Origin of the sequence: Streptococcus parasanguinis, from assembly GCF_001069785.1 — a bacterium.
In the GTDB taxonomy this organism is placed as follows: Bacteria; Bacillota; Bacilli; order Lactobacillales; family Streptococcaceae; genus Streptococcus; species Streptococcus parasanguinis_T.
The window spans coordinates 13,878-30,977 of the sequence record NZ_JVSR01000104.1 but is presented as its reverse complement, the minus strand read 5'-3'; the positions used below and the strand labels follow the sequence as shown (position 1 = coordinate 30,977).

Here is a 17,100-nt window from a genome sequence, read left to right as displayed (position 1 = left end):
TCCTTTTTAGGATGCTCGTGTTTTTTTTATAACTTTTAAATCAATAAGGAGACACAATGAAACTCAAAGAAACATTGAATCTTGGAAAAACAGCTTTTCCAATGCGGGCTGGGCTTCCAACGAAAGAACCAGTTTGGCAAAAAGAATGGGAAGATGCAAAATTGTATCAACGCCGTCAAGAGTTGAATGAAGGAAAACCGCATTTTACGCTTCATGATGGACCTCCCTATGCTAACGGAAATATTCACGTAGGGCATGCCATGAACAAGATCTCAAAAGATATCATTGTTCGTTCCAAGTCTATGTCAGGCTTTTACGCCCCTTATATCCCAGGTTGGGATACCCATGGTTTGCCAATTGAGCAAGTCTTGGCTAAACAAGGTGTGAAACGTAAAGAAATGGACTTGGTTGAGTACTTGAAACTCTGCCGTGAATACGCTCTTTCTCAAGTAGATAAACAACGCGAAGACTTCAAACGCTTAGGTGTTTCAGGTGATTGGGATCATCCTTATGTAACCTTGACGCCTGACTATGAAGCAGCACAAATCCGCGTCTTTGGTGAAATGGCCAATAAAGGCTATATCTACCGTGGAGCTAAGCCAGTTTACTGGTCTTGGTCTTCTGAATCAGCCCTCGCTGAAGCGGAAATTGAATACCATGATTTGGTATCAACATCTCTTTACTATGCGAACAAGGTTAAAGATGGTAAGGGTGTCCTAGATACAGATACCTACATCGTTGTTTGGACAACAACTCCATTTACGGTTACAGCTTCTCGTGGATTGACGGTGGGTGCAGAGTTTGATTATGTCGTAGTGAAACCTGCTGGATCTGACCGCAAGTACGTCGTAGCATCTGAGCTCTTGCCAAGCCTTTCTGAAAAATTCGGTTGGGAAAATGCTGAAGTCCTTGCAACTTACCAAGGAAAAGAATTGAACCATATCGTTACAGAACATCCATGGGATCCTGAAGTGGATGAATTGGTGATCCTTGGTGAGCATGTAACCCTTGATTCAGGTACTGGTATCGTCCATACCGCTCCTGGTTTTGGTGAGGATGACTACAATGTAGGGATTGCCAATGGCCTCGAAGTTGCTGTTACTGTTAACGAACGCGGTATTATGATGGAGAATGCTGGTACTGATTTTGCAGGTCAATTCTACGACAAGGTTGTTCCAACGGTTATCGAAAAACTTGGCGATTTGCTCCTTGCTCAAGAAGAAATCTCTCACTCCTACCCATTTGACTGGCGGACGAAAAAACCAATCATCTGGCGTGCCGTGCCACAGTGGTTCGCTTCTGTATCAAAATTCCGTCAAGATATCTTGGACGAAATTGAAAAAGTGAAATTCCACTCAGAATGGGGGAAAGTCCGTCTTTACAACATGATTCGTGACCGTGGTGACTGGGTCATCTCTCGTCAACGTGCCTGGGGTGTGCCTCTTCCAATCTTCTATGCAGAAGACGGGACACCAATCATGACAGCTGAAACCATCGAACATGTGGCTCAACTCTTTGAAGAGCATGGTTCGATCATCTGGTGGCAGTGTGAAGCGAAAGACCTCTTGCCAGAAGGGTTTACGCATCCTGGTTCACCGAATGGCGAATTTACAAAAGAAACAGATATCATGGACGTCTGGTTTGACTCAGGTTCATCATGGAATGGGGTTGTGGTGAACCGTCCAGAACTCAAATATCCAGCAGATCTTTATCTTGAAGGTTCAGACCAATATCGTGGTTGGTTCAACTCATCTCTTATCACATCTGTGGCGAATCATGGTGTTGCACCATACAAACAAATCTTGTCTCAAGGTTTTGCTTTAGATGGTAAAGGTGAGAAAATGTCTAAATCACTTGGAAATACCATTGCCCCAAGTGATGTTGAAAAGCAATTTGGTGCTGAAATCTTGCGTCTCTGGGTAACCAGTGTAGACTCAAGTAATGACGTGCGTATCTCAATGGATATCTTGAGCCAAGTGTCTGAGACTTACCGTAAGATCCGGAATACTCTTCGTTTCTTGATTGCCAACACTTCTGACTTTAATCCAGCTGAGGATGCAGTTGCTTATGACGAGCTTCGTTCAGTGGACAAGTACATGACCATTCGCTTTAACCAGCTTGTCAAGACCATTCGTGATGCTTATGAAAACTTTGAGTTCTTGACGATCTACAAGGCGCTTGTTAACTTTATCAACGTTGACTTGTCAGCCTTCTACCTGGATTTTGCCAAGGATGTTGTTTACATCGAAGGAGCTAAATCCCTCGAACGCCGTCAAATGCAAACGGTCTTCTATGACATCCTTGTGAAAATCACCAAACTCTTGACACCAATCCTTCCTCACACTGCTGAAGAAATCTGGTCCTATCTTGAGTTTGAAGCCGAAGATTTTGTTCAATTGACAGAATTACCAGAAGCAGAAACGTTTGCCAACCAAGAAGAAATCTTGGATACATGGTCAGCCTTCATGGACTTCCGTGGTCAAGCGCAAAAAGCCTTGGAAGAAGCGCGGAATGAAAAAGTGATCGGTAAATCACTCGAAGCTCATTTGACAGTTTATCCAAATGAAGTTGTGAAAACACTTCTTGGAGCTGTTGATAGCAATGTTGCCCAACTCTTGATTGTTTCTGAATTGACTATCGCAGAAGGCCCAGCTCCAGAAGGTGCAGTGACCTTTGAAGATGTAGCCTTCACGGTTGAACGTGCAGCTGGTGAAGTTTGTGACCGTTGCCGTCGCATCGATCCAACAACGGCTGAACGTCACTACCACGCAACTATCTGTGATCACTGTGCAAGCATCGTCGAAGAGAACTTTGCGGACGCAGTCGCAGAAGGATTTGAAGCTAAATAATAAGATGTGAAAAATCGCAGGGAGAGAGTCTCCTTGCGACTTTTCAATAAAGAGGAAGTTATGTGGTACCAGAAAGAATTTAAGGAACTAGAACTGAAAGAGTTTTACGAGATCGTTCAGCTACGATTAGAGACTTTTGTCGTGGAACAAACTAGGATCTACAATGATCTCGATGATGTTGATTATCGATCTATCCATCTTTTTCATCAAAATAGGGAAGGACGTGTGGATGCCTATGCTCGCATATTCGAAACAGGGCTGACAATTCATTTTGGCCGAGTGGCTGTTGCCGAAGGCAGTCGTGGTCAAGGACTAGGAAAGGCTATGGTAGAGCAAATTTTGGACCTTTGTGAACAAAGATTTCCTGAACGGACCATTGAAATTGAGGCTCAAGAACAGGTGGTAGGCTTGTATGAAAAATTAGGTTTTCAAACGGTGAGCGAGCCCTTTCTCTTGGCTTCTACCCCTCACGTAAAAATGATCTATCAGAAATAAAGAATCCTTTCATCTCATAATCGAGGTGAAAGGATTTTTTTGGAAAAGATACCAAATAAAAAAGTAAGGCAAATTGACCTTACTTAGTAATTGGAAAGGAAATTTCAATTAGTTTATCGGAGTAGAGGGTTTTAATAGCGGATTGGTCAATGATTTGAAGATCAATCTTACGTTTTAAAAAGAACTCACGAATTTTTTCTACTTCAGTTTCACGAATAGCTCGGTGTTTGTTACTGATCAATAATTCATAGTGTGTTGGGGCCTGTGTAAAAACAACATCGGTATTGCCCGCGGAATAAACCTCGACAAGCAAGGCGTCAGTGCTGGCAAGTTGGCTTTTGACCAGTGCAGCATGACTATTTGTGGTATTAATGAGCTTCATATGAGTTCCTCCTAACCTCTATCTTCATTTATTATAGCACTTTTTTATTTTTTGTGAAAGAATTCCTTTATTTTTTGTGGGTATTTTTCCACTGTTCAATGCCCCATTTGTGACTACCACGTTTGAGTTTTTCAATCGCTTCATCTACAGGAAACCAAGCAAGATTGTTAAAATCTTCCAGTGGTTTTTGAGTCTCTGTATAGTCTACCACTTCATAAATATAGGCAGGATTGTAGTAGTAGGTGTCGCGATGACTGGAATAGAAATACTCATCTGCTTGGCCATAGTATTGCCCTAAAATAGCGGTAAAGCCTAATTCTTCGATCAGTTCCCGTTTCAGAGCTTGCACGTGATCTTCACCTGCCTCAATTTCCCCTCCAGGTAAGAACCAAGCTCCATTAGGAGCTTGAACGAGGATGATCTGATCCTTGTCCTTATTGGGAATAACAGCGTAGACACCATAGCGATTGACGTAGGTCACATCTTGTTTCTTTTCACCAAAAGTAGGATTTGTCATTGAATTTTCCTCATTATCTAGTATCTTTATTATTATCATAATGGACGAGGTGAAAGCTGTCAAGAATAAACTGCTGAACTTGTGCAAAAAAAGCTACTTTGTCTGAAGTATAAATTTGTTTAGTTAAACACTCCTATCAAATTAGTTTAATTGATATAATAAAAGGGAGGTGATTTTATGGCTGAATCAAGACTATTTCGTATTTTATACATACTTTTAGAAAATGGGAGAATAACCGCTCCTGAACTTGCTCGATTATTTGAAGTCTCAGTACATACAATTTATCGTGATATTGAGAGATTAAGCATAGCAGGTATTCCTCTTTATTCTGTTCCTGGAAAGGCTGGAGGGACCTTTTTAATGAAAGACTTCGTTCTTGATCGCACCCTTGTATCAGAGGAGGAAAAAATAGAACTTTTATCTGCTTTACAAGGTCTCCAGACTTTGACAGAAGATAAACAAGATTTTTTACTGACAAAAATGGAATCTATTTTTAAAGTTTCAGCTAGATCTTGGGTAGAAGTCGACTTAACAGATTGGAGGAAACGAAAAGGGCAAAAAGATCTCTTTGATACAATTAAACAAGCTATCTTAGAGAAAAGACGACTTTCGATTACTTATATGAGTGGGAATGGTCAGAAAACGATTCGTACAGTTGAGCCTTTTAAACTAGTATTTAAAAAAAGAGACTGGTATCTTCATGCTTATTGTTGTTCAAAAGAAGATTGGCGTTTTTTTAAATTATCTAGGATTAATGACTATCAACTACTGGAAGAAACAATTAATCAAAAAAATGTGATTGAACCTATTGATACTTCAATTAAGATGGAAAATCTAATGGAAGTATCATTGAAGTTTAGTCAAAAGCTCGCTTTTAGAGTTTATGAAGACTTTTTAGAAGAAGAGATTTTTCAGTGTGAGGATGGATGTTTATATGTTAAAACCCAATTGCCAGAGCACGAGAGTATTTATACTTACTTATTGTCTTATTTAGATGGGGTAGAGATTATTGAACCGGATCATCTGAGAAGATCAATGATTTCAAGATTAGAAAAAATACAAAAGATTTATAAACCTTGACAAAAGATGTCAGGGTTTTAATGTTAGAATTGAGATAGAAAGGAGATAGGTCAAATGAAATATGAATGGAGAAAAATAGAGAAAGTTCTCTATCAAATCAAGGATAAGCCCACTATCCTGCAAGTACCTTCTAAATCCTATATCATAATTGACGGCAAAGGTGATCCAAATGAAGAAGATTTTTCTCAACGAGTGAGTGCCTTATATGCGTTAGCATATGCTATTAAGATGAAGTATAAAAAGTCTCCTCTGGATCAAGACTACATGGATTTTACTGTTTTTCCATTAGAAGGTTTATGGAAACAGGAGAATGAAGGGAAACTAGTTAAAAGTGAACTGTCTTATAGTATTATGATTGGTCAACCTAATTTTGTTACGAGTGACTTGTTTGATAAAGCTTTGGAAGAGGTTAAAATCAAGAAGCCCAATCAGCTCTATGATGCTATTCGTTTTGAAGAACTAGAAGAAGGCTACAGTCTTGCCATGCTTCATGTAGGACCTTTTGATACAGAAAATCAGACTTTTGATGAAATGGAGCGTTTTTGCAAACTCCATAAACTTAAAAGACTTTCGAAAGTTCATCGTGAGATTTATCTAAACAATCTCCATCGAACAGATCCATATAAATTAAAAACAATTCTTCGTTATCAGATTCAAGAAGAGAATTAAAAATAACAGGAAATAAGAATTCCTGTTATTTTTATAAAACTAGAAAATTTAGTCTTCCTTTTCAGAAGTGTTCTTTTCTACTTTTTTAGCAGCTTTGATACTAATATTCCCATTGCTGGTCATGACTGCTTTGAGTTGTTTCTCACTTGGATGTTCCAGGTAATAATCGGTAATGGCATCTTCGATATGGTCTTGGATGGTACGACGGAGTGGGCGGGCCCCCATTTTTGGATCGTATCCCAGATCGACCAGTTTTTCTTTGACCTTCTCTGTCACATCCAGATGAATCTCATTTTGTGCGAGACGTTGATTGACTTCATCCAGCATGAGGGTAACGATTTGGAGAAGGTTTTCTTTTGATAGAGGTTGGAATTCAATGATGCCATCAAAACGGTTCATGAATTCAGGGCTAAAGAAGTTACCGAGTTCTCCAAGTACAGAGTTGGTTCGACCTTCGCGAGCAGCTCCAAAACCAACATTGGCCTCAGCTTTGCCGGTTCCAGCATTAGAGGTCATGATGATAATAGTATCTTTAAAGCTGACGGTACGACCTTGACCATCTGTCAAACGGCCATCATCCAAGACTTGCAAGAACATGTGCATGACATCTGGATGGGCTTTTTCCACTTCATCCAATAACACGAGGGAGTAAGGATTGCGACGTACCTTTTCTGTTAGTTGTCCGGCTTCATCGTAGCCAACATAGCCCGGAGGAGCTCCGACTAGTTTCGCTACGCTATGTTTTTCCATGTATTCGCTCATATCAAAGCGGATCATATTGTCTGCAGAGCCAAAGAGCTCGATCGCCAATTGTTTAGACAATTCGGTCTTTCCGACACCGGTTGGTCCGACAAAGAGGAAGCTTCCGATTGGTCGATTTGGAGATCCTAGGCCGACACGATTGCGTCGAATGGCTTTCGCAATTTTATCCACTGCATCATCTTGACCGATCACATGGGCTTTCAAATCAGAAGCCAGATTGATCAATTGAGATTGTTCTTTTTCTTTCAAATCACCAACAGGAATATTGGTCTTTTGTTCAACGATGTGTTCAATAGTTTTTTCACTGATGACAGGGGTCTCCTGATCAGTGACATGTTGCCCTTGCATTTCCTTGTATTTCGCGATTTGGTCACGGAAGTAGGCTGCTTTTTCAAAGTCTTCTTCGCGTGTCGCTTGAGCTTTGAGGTTTTCCGCTTCAATCAAGCGCTGGTCGATCACTTTTGGATCCACAAAGTTCAGGGTCAGGTTCATCTTAGACCCCGCTTCATCCAACAAATCAATGGCCTTGTCTGGCAGGAAGCGATCTTGGATGTAGCGGTTTGACAGAATAGCTGCCGCTTCGATGGCCCCGTCTGTATAGTGGACGTGGTGGTAGTCTTCGTATTTTTTCTGGATACCCTTGAGGATGGTGATGGTTTCTTCAACCGTTGGTTCATCGACCTTAACGGGCTGCATGCGACGTTCCAAGGCCGCATCTTTTTCAATGATACGGTATTCATTGAGGGTAGTAGCCCCAACTAATTGGAGTTCTCCTCGCGCTAAGGCTGGTTTGAGGATATTTCCAGCGTCCATATTGCCTTCGCCGGCTGATCCTGCGCCAACAATTTCATGGATTTCGTCGATGAACAGAATAACATCTTCGCGTTGACGAATTTCATCCATTAATTTTTGCATGCGTTCTTCGAATTGACCACGGATGCCTGTGCCCTGAACGAGACTGACGACGTCTAGGCGGATGACTTCTTTTCCTTGCAATTTATGAGGAACGTCGCCATCGACGATTTTTTGAGCCAGGCCTTCCACAACGGCAGTTTTTCCGACCCCAGGTTCTCCAATCAGAACCGGATTGTTCTTGGTTCGACGGTTGAGGATTTCGATGACACGGATAATCTCCTCGTCACGGCCAATGACAGGGTCAATATCCCCTTTGCGGGCAATTTCTGTGACATTGATGCCGAACTCTTCTAACAGTCCTTTTGGCTTTTGAGGGCGTGCTTGACGAGGGTCTTGACCACCACCACGGTTATTGTTTTGGCCGTAGCCACCACCTCCATAACTGCCTCCGGATTGAGTTGGAGGGGTTTGAGGTTCTTGCGGACTTTGGAAGTTTCCAAGGTTATTGAAGAAATCTTCAAAAGGATCTCCAGTGAATTGGCTCCGTTGGGTCATGCCTTTCAAGAAGCTGTTATTTGGGTCTGTTTTCATAATTTTATAGCAATTTTGACAGAGGTCTACTTGCTGCTGACGTCCATTTACATTTGTATATAAATGGATGGTTGATTCATTTATTTTACAATTTTGACAAAGCATATACATACCTCACAGTAGGTTTTTGATGGTTTTCCATCAAGAGACGATCCTATTTTTAAAAGGTCAAAAATAGTCAAAGATTTATAGTTTCATTATATCAGTATTCTAGAAGTTTGCAAGAATTTACTACGGAATGTCGCTAAGGATTGAAGAAGAGAGCAAATCAATGGAAAAATGTGAATTTTTATTGGAAGAGCTTTCTCTTTTATGATAAAATAGGAGAGTAGAAAGTAAAGAGGAGAAATAAAATGGAATCACATTTAGTACGGATTATCAACCGTTTGGAGACGATGACAAAAGACGGTGGGAACTTGAAACGTAATTTTGAACGTGACGGTGTTGTTGTCGCTGAAGTAGCCTACAACCACAATGAAGAAGAAGGTTCAACCTTTACACTTCGTGATGTTGAAGCGCGTGAAACCTATACATTTGATAGCATTGATTTAATTGCAATGGAAATTTATGAATTGCTTTACTAAGCAGCTGTGTGGATGAGTTTGGGGTGGTCTCAAGCTCATTTTTTGTCCATCTGGCTATAGTTTTCGTCTATAAGAAATTCTAATTAGGAACAGTTAGGTTTGAGAGTTGAAATCTGCTATAATAGAGAGGACTATTTTCATTACTTGACTAGAAAGAGAATTGATATGACGACACTCATTGATGGGAAGGCGCTCGCTACAAAATTACAGGGTGAGATTGCGGATAAAACAGCACGATTAAAAGAAGAGACAGGAGTTGTGCCTGGTCTCGTTGTCATCGTGGTAGGAGATAATCCAGCCAGCAAAATCTATGTAAGAAATAAAGAGCGTTCTGCTATTGCGGCAGGCTTTCGTAGTGAAGTGAGACGACTTCCTGAAAGCATCAGCCAAGCTGAATTATTAGAAGTGATCGAACACTACAATCAAGATCCTCTTTGGCATGGAATCTTAGTGCAGTTGCCACTGCCTAAGCATATCGATGCGGATGCAGTCCTTTTAGCCATTGATCCGACAAAAGATGTGGATGGCTTTCATCCATTGAATATGGGACGCTTATGGGCTGGAAATCCTCTCATGGTGCCTTCAACGCCTGCTGGGATCATGGAGATGTTCAAAGAGTACGGGATTGATCTAGAAGGGAAGCGAGCAGTCGTGATTGGTCGTTCCAATATCGTTGGAAAACCCATGGCGCAGTTGCTCCTCGCCAAAAATGCGACGGTAACCTTGACCCATTCCCGGACCCATCATCTGCCTAAAATCGCTAAAAGAGCGGATATCCTGGTTGTGGCGATCGGTCGTGCAAAATTTGTAACAGCAGACTTCGTGAAAGAAGGCGCAGTCGTCATTGACGTCGGGATGAATCGCGATGAGAATGGCAAATTGTGTGGGGATGTCGATTTTGACTCCGTTGCCCCTTTGGCCAGTCATATTACTCCGGTACCAGGAGGGGTTGGTCCTATGACCGTTACCATGCTGATGGAGCAGACCTACGAAGCAGCTGTTCGTACCTTAAAAAAATGAAAGTGTGAGCTAGATGAAGTTTGTCTTTGATTTAGATGGAACCTTGTCATTCGATGGTGTCACAATCGATGATGAAATCAAACAGGTCTTATTGAGAGCAGAAGAATTTGGCCATGAAGTCGCCTTTGCTTCTGCACGTTCTTACCGGGACTGCTTGGGCCTTTTAGGGGACCCATTGAGTCAGCAACTCGTGATTGGTTTAAATGGTGGATTGGCCTATCGCCAGGGGCAATTGGTATATGAGGACCAATTGGACAAGGACGTGTATCGGGAAGTCCTTGGCTTTTGTCGCCATTACAATCTACCATTTTTTGTGGATGATACCTTTGATTATAGCGGACAGATTTTGGAAAAGATTCCTTTTGTTGCTAATGTAGATCCCCTCAAGAAAGCCCAGTATCGTTCATTAGAGGAGCTGACAGATCCGATTAAGGTCGTGATCTATATGGGTGGCCATGAGGAGCTCGTGGATGAGATCATCGAGCGGATCGAAAAGACAGACAAGGCCCATATCCGCTATCATGCGCATGAAAAATGCATCTATCTCAATCCAGCAGACACGCATAAAGCGACAACCGTAGAAGAACTCTGTGGAGAGAATTTCGTGGCTTTTGGCAATGATCAAAATGATATCGAGCTCTTTGAAAAAGCTCTTTATGCAGTTCAAATTGGTGATTTTCCAGCCCTTCAGCCTTATGCGGATGATCAATTGGTAGCCAAACAAAATCAACCACAAGCTGTGGCTGCTAAGATTTTGCAAGTCTTTGCAGAATTCAGAGGAAAATAAAAGATGGAGGGGGAGTCGTGGCTTCTCCTTTTTCGCTAGAAATGAGGAAGGTATGAGAACAGTTCAGAAAGAAGAGATCCAGCGTGTCATTGTGAAGCGAGAGGCAAGATCTTATAAGGGCGATTTTGGTCGCCTGCTCTTGATTGGGGGGACTTACCCCTATGGGGGAGCTATTATTATGGCGGCGCTTGCTGCGGTTCATAGTGGTGCGGGGCTGGTTACTGTCGCAACAGATCCTGATAATCTGACAGCTCTTCATAGCCATCTTCCTGAGGCCATGGGCTTTGATTTGGCAGATCACGAACTCCTTTGTGAGCAGCTCCAAAAAGCTAGCGTGATTCTCGTAGGACCGGGCTTAAAGGAAGCAAGAGAAAACCAAGCAATCTTGCACATGATTTTTGAACAAGTCTCTAGCCAGCAGGTCTTGATCTTAGATGGAGGAGCTATTAGTCTTTTTGCAGCCTCTCAGTTTGACCTGCCAGAGGCTCAGTTGGTCTTTACCCCCCATCAAAAAGAATGGGAAAAACTGTCAGGGCTTGATCTAGCAAGCCAGACTGAAGGCAAGAGTCGAAGAGCAGTACAGAACTTTCCTCAAGGGACTGTCATTGTAGAAAAAGGGCCTCACACCCGCATTTGGACAAGTGGGCAAGAAGAGGGCTATCAGCTAGATGTTGGTGGTCCCTATCAGGCAACAGGGGGGATGGGGGATACCTTGGCAGGGATGATCGCAGGGTTTGCGGGTCAATTTCCACAGGTCAGTCTCTATGAGCGCGTGGTGGTTGCGACCTATCTACATTCAGCCATTGCAGAAGACTTGAGCAAGGAGGCCTATGTGGTTCTACCGACAACCATCAGCCAAGAAATCCCAAAATGGATGAAGAAATGGAGTGACCAAGACCAGGTTGCCAGCACTGAAAATAGAAAATAGGTAAAAAAGATGAAGGAAAGCATTCGGAAAGCAAATCAGTATATCGATGAAAACAGGGAGAAGGTCAACCAGCAATATCGAGGAGCATTTCATTTGTTACCTCCAATCGGCTGGATGAACGATCCAAATGGCTTTGTTTATTTCCGTGGGGAATACCATTTGTTCTATCAATTCTATCCCTATGATAGTGTTTGGGGTCCCATGCATTGGGGGCATGCCAAATCAAAAGATCTTCTCCATTGGGAAGAATTGCCAGTAGCTTTAGCACCAAGTGAAAGCTATGATAAGGATGGCTGCTTCTCGGGTAGTGCTATTGTGAAAGATGACAAGCTCTATTTGCTGTATTCGGGTCATGTAGACGATGAGGAAAAGCGAGAAGAGACTCAGTGTCTTGCGGTGTCAACAGACGGCATTACCTTTGAAAAGTTGCCTACTAATCCTGTGATCCATGCTCAACATATTGAGGGGATCGCAGATATTGCAGATTTTCGTGATCCTAAAGTATTTGAATACCAAGGAATCTATTACGCTGTCGTTGCTTCTAAGACACCGGATGACAGAGGTCAAATTCTCCTATTTGCATCAAGTAATCTAGTAAATTGGACCTTTACATCAGTACTTTTAGAAGGTGAAAAAGGGCAAGGGATTATGTGGGAGTGTCCCGATTTCTTCCCTTTAGATGGCAAATGGGTTTTGATCCTGTCTCCCATTGAAATGGAAAGGCAGCAAGAAAAATACTGGAACTTAAATTCGACGGTTGCCTTTATCGGTGACATGAATTGGGAAACGGGGCATTTTCGTGTCGATTCCTATGATGAAATGGATGGCGGTTTGGATTTCTATGCTCCTCAAACTTGTCAAGGACCAAAGGGCGAACGATACATGGTTGCCTGGATGCAAATGTGGCACCGGTCTATCCCCAGTCATGATTTAGCTCATGGGTGGGCAGGTAGTATGACTCTTCCAAGAAAATTGTCTCTGAAAGACGGACGATTGGTTCAGGAGTTACCTGAGTCAGTGAAAGAACACTTTCTTGTAGAGCATGCGTCAGAAAACATTGTTAAGGGCAATCAAATCATTATCCCAGCTAGAGGGAAACAAACCTTGTTTGAGCTAGATACCAAACCGGGTCGCTCCTTTATCCTTGGTTATGGCGAGGAAACTGATCCTGATAGTGTCTTGCAATTGGTTTATGACGCCTCTCAAAAACGCTTTAGCTTAAGTCGAGACCAATTTGGGCACCCCATTTCTGGAAAAGAAAATCCAGCATTTCAATCGAGATGGATTCAGTTGGATCCTGAAAAGGATCATCATTTTTCGATCATTCGCGATACCAACTCAATCGAAGTATTCGTGGATGGTAAAACTCTCTCGATGACCTTTTATGAAACGAGTCAAAATCCCGTCTATACCCTCACGGCAGATGAAGGGATCGATTGGGTCGTAAAAACCTATCAAAAATAGGAAATCAATAGCCTCCTAAAGAATAAAAGACAAGTCTTGTGACTTGTCTTTTTATTCTTTAAGAGAGGACAGAAGCGAGGAGCCCTCCCAGAATGAGGATGATAGCCCCGCTCAGTCGGTTGGCCATTTGGGCGAAGGCGATCATTTCCATGCGATCGGATGCGGAGAGAACAGCGATATTTCCGGTTCCTCCCATCGAGTTATTGATCATACCAGATCCGATAGCAGTCTCGACTGGATACAATCCAATCAGTTTTCCGATCACAGCAGATGCAAGCCCCATAGCTACTACAGAAGTCAAGCTAAGGAGAATGAACTGCCAAGTCATTGCTTTAGCCAGAGTTGAAAGGTCAATCAAGGAAAGACCAATACCAGCTAGGACTGCATGGGTAAGGTTGGTCATAATGACTTGGTTGAACATGACTACACAGTTTTCCAAAGGTTTTGGGACAGCATTGAAAGCTTTCAGGATAAAGACGATGATAATCATGAAGGCATAACTGTGGATTTTTGGAACAAAGGCATTGCAGATGACCCCGAGAAGAAAAATACTAAAGGCAAACATCATTCCAACTCCGATTTGGGTCGGATCAAGGGTGAGTTTTTCTTTTTTCAATTCATCTTTATTGACGGGAATCAAGACACCGTGACCATTGTAAGGACTGTCTGCAAAGATTTTGACGATCAAAACAGCACCAATGATGGCAAGGATATTACCAAGTGTGGTAGCGGGTGCCAATTGAGAGAAGATAGCTGCTTGGCTTCCGTGGAGATTGGCAGCATAGATCTTTGAAAGAGGCAGGATTCCAGCTCCCATTCCTCCGACCATTTGTGGGAAGGAAACATAGAGAATCGAATGTCCAAATCCTTGTCCCAAAAGGCTTCCAACGATCCCAACAGAGAGAGCCCCAATGACCATGGTGACCAAGGAAACAGGAATAAAGCGAGCAGAAGCTTTTACCAAGAGATTGCGATTCATCCCTAGAATAGCCCCACAAATCAAGGCTGCGATATAAAAATCCAGAAAGCCAAAGGAATCTCCCAAAAAGCCCTTGGTGGCTGTGATGATGTTTGCCGGAATAACATGGAAGGTCGCTAGAAGAGTAGCTCCTAGTAAGGTGAAGACAGATCCCCCACCTAGGTAAGAATTCATGATTGGAAGTTTCTCACCGATAAAGTAGAGAAGATGCCCCATGACGACCAAAAGGAGGGTTAATCCAAGCATATTGAGTGGGAGTTTCCCCATAGCAATCGTCACCGCAAGAACGATGACGATGAATGCATATAGAGGAAGACTGACACCGGAAATGTTGATTTCATTCAATTTTTTCATGGTTGTTCAGTCAGCTCCTTATTAGTATTTAGGATGCCATTTAAGGTCACGTACAGCTTTTGCCATATCTGTTTCTTTAGCTTGTGCAAGCCCTTGTTCTTGAGCTTTCTTGGCAACAGCTTCAGCTACCTTGATAGACACGTCAGCTACATATTGGAATGGCGGAAGGACTGGCGCACCTGATTGACCTGGATTGACAATACCGGACAATGAGTGAGCAGCTGCCCCAATCATTTCATCTGTCAACAATTTGGCTTCAGAGGCCAACATACCAAGACCAAGTCCTGGGTAGATCAAAGCGTTATTGGCTTGACCAATTTCATAGTCCACACCTTTGTAGCTAATGGTTCCTGAAGGGACACCGGTAGCGACAAAGGCTTTACCGTCTGACCATTCGATGACTTGTTGGGCTGTTGCTTCCAATTTCTTGGTTGGGTTAGAAATTGGGAAGATAACTGGGCGTTCAGTGTTTTCACACATGGCTTCAACCACTTCCTTAGTGAAGGCACCTGGGTTTGTAGAAGTTCCGACCAAGATCGTTGGTTTTACTGTTTTGATCACTTCAAGAAGATTGGTCATATCGCCTTTACCTTCGAAGTCAGAACGTTTTTTAGCAAATGGTTTTTGAGCTGGTGTCAAATCTTCCATATCGTCAAACAAAAGACCTTGTTTATCGATCATGAAGAAACGTTTGTAAGCTTCTTCTGGAGAAAGACCTTCAGCAACCATTTCAGCGTGAACACGGTCTGCAATACCAGCACCAGCAGAACCACCACCATAGCAAAGGTAAACTTGGTCTGTCAATTTTTCACCAGTGATATCCATTGCTCCAAAGATACCGCCCAAGACAACGATCCCAGTTCCTTGAATATCATCGTTGAAAGTTGGGATTTCTTTCTTGTAACGGTTCAAGATATCAGCCGCATTTGAACGACCGAAGTCTTCCCAGTGAAGGTACAATTTAGGGAAAAGTTTTCCAGCTGTTTGAACGAATTGATCGATAAAGGCATCGTATTTTTCACCACGAACACGTTCATGACGATTCCCAAGATACATTGGATTGTTCAACAATTCTTCACGGTTGGTACCAGCATCGATGACAAGAGGCATAACGCAAGCTGGATCAATGCCTGCAGCAGCCGTGTAGACCATCAATTTCCCGACAGAGATGTCGACCCCTTGGACACCCCAGTCACCGATACCAAGGATTCCTTCTGCATCAGTTGCAACGATCAAGCGGATATCGCGATCGCCAGCCGCATTTTTCAACGTTTCTTCGATATTTTCTGGGTGGTTAATATCAAGGTAAGCGGCATATTGTGGGTCTACAAAGAGTTCAGAATATTGTTCAATGGTGTCTGCGATCACTGGATCGTAGACGATTGGGTTGAACTCAACGATGTGTTGGTTAAAGAGGTAGTAGAAAAGAGTACGGTTTGTATTGAAAATTTCCATCAAGAAAAGACGTTTTTCAAGGTCTGATGGTTTGCGCAAGAAATGTTGATAAGCTTGTTCAGCTTGTTCTTCGATGGTTTGAACATATGGAGGAAGAAGACCAATCAGGCCAAGTTCTTTACGTTCTTCCATTGTGAAAGCAGTTCCTTTATTTAAGAAAGGATTGTTTAAAATTTCATGTGATTTCATTGCGAAATACTCCTCATAAATAATTTATCTGTAAGATTTTTTCTCACGCAAGCCATTATAGTCTTCGGTAATTCTTATAGTCAACTTCCCTTGTCCTTATAAAAAAATTTTATAAGTAAGAGTTTTGTGTTAGAATGAAGGAAATGGAAATTGTAGAAATAGAGGGATAGAGATGAATATCCGAGACTTGGAATATTTTTATCAACTGTCAAAACTAAAGTCTTATACTGATGTGGCACATTATTTTCAAGTGAGTCAACCGACTGTGACCTATGCCATCAAGCGTTTAGAGGACCACTATGCTTGCCAGTTGGTAGAAAAATCGTCTTCTAATCGTGTCTTGCACCTAACTCAGCCGGGGAAGGTTTTAGCCAATCACGCGCGAGAGGTTTTAATCGAAATCGAAAAGACAGAAAAAGCTGTTGAACGAAGTAAAAAGAATCTGTTGCGCATTGGACTACCGCCTTTGATCACTAGCGATATCATGAAAAAATTTGGGACGCATGATGAAGAGCTTGAGATTTTTCGTCAATCGCAATTGGTGCAATTAGGTTCCAGGGATTTGATGCGTTTGTTGGTGCGTGGAGATTTAGATTTTAGTCTGTTGGGAAGCTTAGAGCCCATTTCACACGCGCATTTGACCAGTCAGCTCTTGTATAAAAAAGAATTTTTTGTGATTGTTTCAAAGGATCATCCACTAGCAGATCGCAAGGAAATTTCTTTTAAAGAGGTGTTAGAGGAGACCTTCATTCTGTTAGATGAGCATCATGTCCACATGACGGCTTTTAAACGCTTGAATGCTCGCTTTGATGATTTAGCCCAGTCTACTGTTGTCTTGACCGATTCCAACTTGGTTTTGAGTTTCATCGAAGAAAATTTAGGGATTGGCCTCATGACCGATCTGACTCTTTTTCCAGAATATCCAAATCTTGTCAAAATTCCGCTGGTTGAAGAGGAAAAAACAGTCTTCTATATTAGTTATGCATATCCAAATGAAGGGGAACCCCAAGCGCTTCTTAGCTCCTTTATTGAACGATTAGAGAAGTGTGAAAAATAAGGAAGCTGGTTTAAAATAGATCAGTAGAAAGTGTCTTGAATAAAATGAGGCTTGGAGAGAAAGGAAATTCATGATTTCGCTTT

The 17,100-nt window shown here is 42.2% G+C and carries 15 protein-coding genes; 10 read left to right on the top strand and 5 right to left on the bottom strand.

Features of this window, described 5'->3' with window-relative positions:
* Positions 1-56: 56 nt before the first annotated feature.
* Positions 57-2,849 carry an isoleucine--tRNA ligase gene (ileS, locus tag ADG03_RS09760; protein WP_049472959.1) on the top strand — a complete coding sequence of 931 codons (2,793 nt, stop codon included), beginning with the start codon at positions 57-59 and terminating at the stop codon, positions 2,847-2,849.
* 60 nt (positions 2,850-2,909) lie between these two features.
* Positions 2,910-3,344 (top strand): GNAT family N-acetyltransferase, encoded by a 435-nt coding sequence (locus ADG03_RS09755; protein WP_049472957.1) that lies wholly within the window; start codon positions 2,910-2,912, stop codon positions 3,342-3,344.
* Between the two features lie 79 nt (positions 3,345-3,423).
* On the opposite strand, the gene ADG03_RS09750 is transcribed toward ADG03_RS09755, so the two are convergent.
* The gene (locus tag ADG03_RS09750; RefSeq protein WP_003012157.1) at positions 3,424-3,726 is read right to left on the bottom strand and encodes a DUF1827 family protein; all 303 of its coding nucleotides are present in this window, start codon (positions 3,724-3,726) and stop codon (positions 3,424-3,426) included.
* Positions 3,727-3,793: 67 nt separating this feature from the next.
* A complete protein-coding gene (locus ADG03_RS09745) occupies positions 3,794-4,243 on the bottom strand; it encodes an NUDIX hydrolase (RefSeq protein ID WP_049472955.1) in 450 nt (149 codons plus the stop codon).
* A gap of 177 nt (positions 4,244-4,420) precedes the next feature.
* Here ADG03_RS09745 and ADG03_RS09740 point away from each other — a divergent pair, with 177 nt between their 5' ends.
* A complete protein-coding gene (locus ADG03_RS09740) occupies positions 4,421-5,323 on the top strand; it encodes a helix-turn-helix transcriptional regulator (RefSeq protein WP_049472953.1) in 903 nt (300 codons plus the stop codon).
* A 54-nt stretch (positions 5,324-5,377) separates the two neighbouring features.
* Positions 5,378-5,992, top strand: a complete 615-nt coding sequence (locus tag ADG03_RS09735) for a GyrI-like domain-containing protein (protein ID WP_049472952.1) — start codon at positions 5,378-5,380, stop codon at positions 5,990-5,992.
* A gap of 48 nt (positions 5,993-6,040) precedes the next feature.
* Here ADG03_RS09735 and ADG03_RS09730 read toward each other — a convergent pair whose 3' ends face one another.
* Positions 6,041-8,305 (bottom strand): ATP-dependent Clp protease ATP-binding subunit, encoded by a 2,265-nt coding sequence (locus ADG03_RS09730; RefSeq protein WP_049472951.1) that lies wholly within the window; start codon positions 8,303-8,305, stop codon positions 6,041-6,043.
* Between the two features lie 248 nt (positions 8,306-8,553).
* On the opposite strand from ADG03_RS09730, the gene ADG03_RS09725 reads away from it, so the two are divergent.
* From ADG03_RS09725 to ADG03_RS09705, 5 genes are all read left to right on the top strand, one after another.
* Positions 8,554-8,784, top strand: a complete 231-nt coding sequence (locus ADG03_RS09725) for a DUF1797 family protein (RefSeq protein ID WP_003005989.1) — start codon at positions 8,554-8,556, stop codon at positions 8,782-8,784.
* Between the two features lie 165 nt (positions 8,785-8,949).
* The gene (locus tag ADG03_RS09720; RefSeq protein ID WP_049472950.1) at positions 8,950-9,804 is read left to right on the top strand and encodes a bifunctional methylenetetrahydrofolate dehydrogenase/methenyltetrahydrofolate cyclohydrolase; all 855 of its coding nucleotides are present in this window, start codon (positions 8,950-8,952) and stop codon (positions 9,802-9,804) included.
* A 13-nt stretch (positions 9,805-9,817) separates the two neighbouring features.
* Entirely contained in the window at positions 9,818-10,591 is a 774-nt protein-coding gene (locus ADG03_RS09715) for an HAD-IIB family hydrolase (RefSeq protein ID WP_003005996.1), read from the top strand.
* Positions 10,592-10,643: 52 nt separating this feature from the next.
* Positions 10,644-11,519: an NAD(P)H-hydrate dehydratase gene (locus ADG03_RS09710; RefSeq protein WP_049472949.1), complete on the top strand. Its 876-nt coding sequence runs from the start codon at positions 10,644-10,646 to the stop codon at positions 11,517-11,519.
* 9 nt (positions 11,520-11,528) lie between these two features.
* A complete protein-coding gene (locus ADG03_RS09705; RefSeq protein WP_049472947.1) occupies positions 11,529-12,983 on the top strand; it encodes a glycoside hydrolase family 32 protein in 1,455 nt (484 codons plus the stop codon).
* Between the two features lie 58 nt (positions 12,984-13,041).
* Here the strand turns inward: ADG03_RS09705 and ADG03_RS09700 are convergent, their stop codons facing one another.
* Both ADG03_RS09700 and ADG03_RS09695 read right to left on the bottom strand, forming a co-directional pair.
* Positions 13,042-14,316 carry a 2-hydroxycarboxylate transporter family protein gene (locus ADG03_RS09700; protein WP_049472946.1) on the bottom strand — a complete coding sequence of 425 codons (1,275 nt, stop codon included), beginning with the start codon at positions 14,314-14,316 and terminating at the stop codon, positions 13,042-13,044.
* 21 nt (positions 14,317-14,337) lie between these two features.
* Positions 14,338-15,960 (bottom strand): malolactic enzyme, encoded by a 1,623-nt coding sequence (locus tag ADG03_RS09695; RefSeq protein ID WP_049472944.1) that lies wholly within the window; start codon positions 15,958-15,960, stop codon positions 14,338-14,340.
* A 172-nt stretch (positions 15,961-16,132) separates the two neighbouring features.
* On the opposite strand from ADG03_RS09695, the gene ADG03_RS09690 reads away from it, so the two are divergent.
* Complete coding sequence (locus ADG03_RS09690) at positions 16,133-17,017, top strand: LysR family transcriptional regulator (RefSeq protein WP_049472943.1); 885 nt, start codon at positions 16,133-16,135, stop codon at positions 17,015-17,017.
* Positions 17,018-17,100: the final 83 nt, after the last annotated feature.

Excerpts from the sequence above, each read along its gene's own strand:
- ileS (WP_049472959.1), top strand. The coding sequence starts at position 57 with ATGAAACTCAAAGAAACATTGAATCTTGGAAAAACAGCTTTTCCAATG.
- ADG03_RS09755 (WP_049472957.1), top strand. The coding sequence starts at position 2,910 with ATGTGGTACCAGAAAGAATTTAAGGAACTAGAACTGAAAGAGTTTTAC.
- ADG03_RS09750 (WP_003012157.1), bottom strand. The coding sequence starts at position 3,726 with ATGAAGCTCATTAATACCACAAATAGTCATGCTGCACTGGTCAAAAGC.
- ADG03_RS09745 (WP_049472955.1), bottom strand. The coding sequence starts at position 4,243 with ATGACAAATCCTACTTTTGGTGAAAAGAAACAAGATGTGACCTACGTC.
- ADG03_RS09740 (WP_049472953.1), top strand. The coding sequence starts at position 4,421 with ATGGCTGAATCAAGACTATTTCGTATTTTATACATACTTTTAGAAAAT.
- ADG03_RS09735 (WP_049472952.1), top strand. The coding sequence starts at position 5,378 with ATGAAATATGAATGGAGAAAAATAGAGAAAGTTCTCTATCAAATCAAG.
- ADG03_RS09730 (WP_049472951.1), bottom strand. The coding sequence starts at position 8,305 with ATGCTTTGTCAAAATTGTAAAATAAATGAATCAACCATCCATTTATAT.
- ADG03_RS09725 (WP_003005989.1), top strand. The coding sequence starts at position 8,554 with ATGGAATCACATTTAGTACGGATTATCAACCGTTTGGAGACGATGACA.
- ADG03_RS09720 (WP_049472950.1), top strand. The coding sequence starts at position 8,950 with ATGACGACACTCATTGATGGGAAGGCGCTCGCTACAAAATTACAGGGT.
- ADG03_RS09715 (WP_003005996.1), top strand. The coding sequence starts at position 9,818 with ATGAAGTTTGTCTTTGATTTAGATGGAACCTTGTCATTCGATGGTGTC.
- ADG03_RS09710 (WP_049472949.1), top strand. The coding sequence starts at position 10,644 with ATGAGAACAGTTCAGAAAGAAGAGATCCAGCGTGTCATTGTGAAGCGA.
- ADG03_RS09705 (WP_049472947.1), top strand. The coding sequence starts at position 11,529 with ATGAAGGAAAGCATTCGGAAAGCAAATCAGTATATCGATGAAAACAGG.
- ADG03_RS09700 (WP_049472946.1), bottom strand. The coding sequence starts at position 14,316 with ATGAAAAAATTGAATGAAATCAACATTTCCGGTGTCAGTCTTCCTCTA.
- ADG03_RS09695 (WP_049472944.1), bottom strand. The coding sequence starts at position 15,960 with ATGAAATCACATGAAATTTTAAACAATCCTTTCTTAAATAAAGGAACT.
- ADG03_RS09690 (WP_049472943.1), top strand. The coding sequence starts at position 16,133 with ATGAATATCCGAGACTTGGAATATTTTTATCAACTGTCAAAACTAAAG.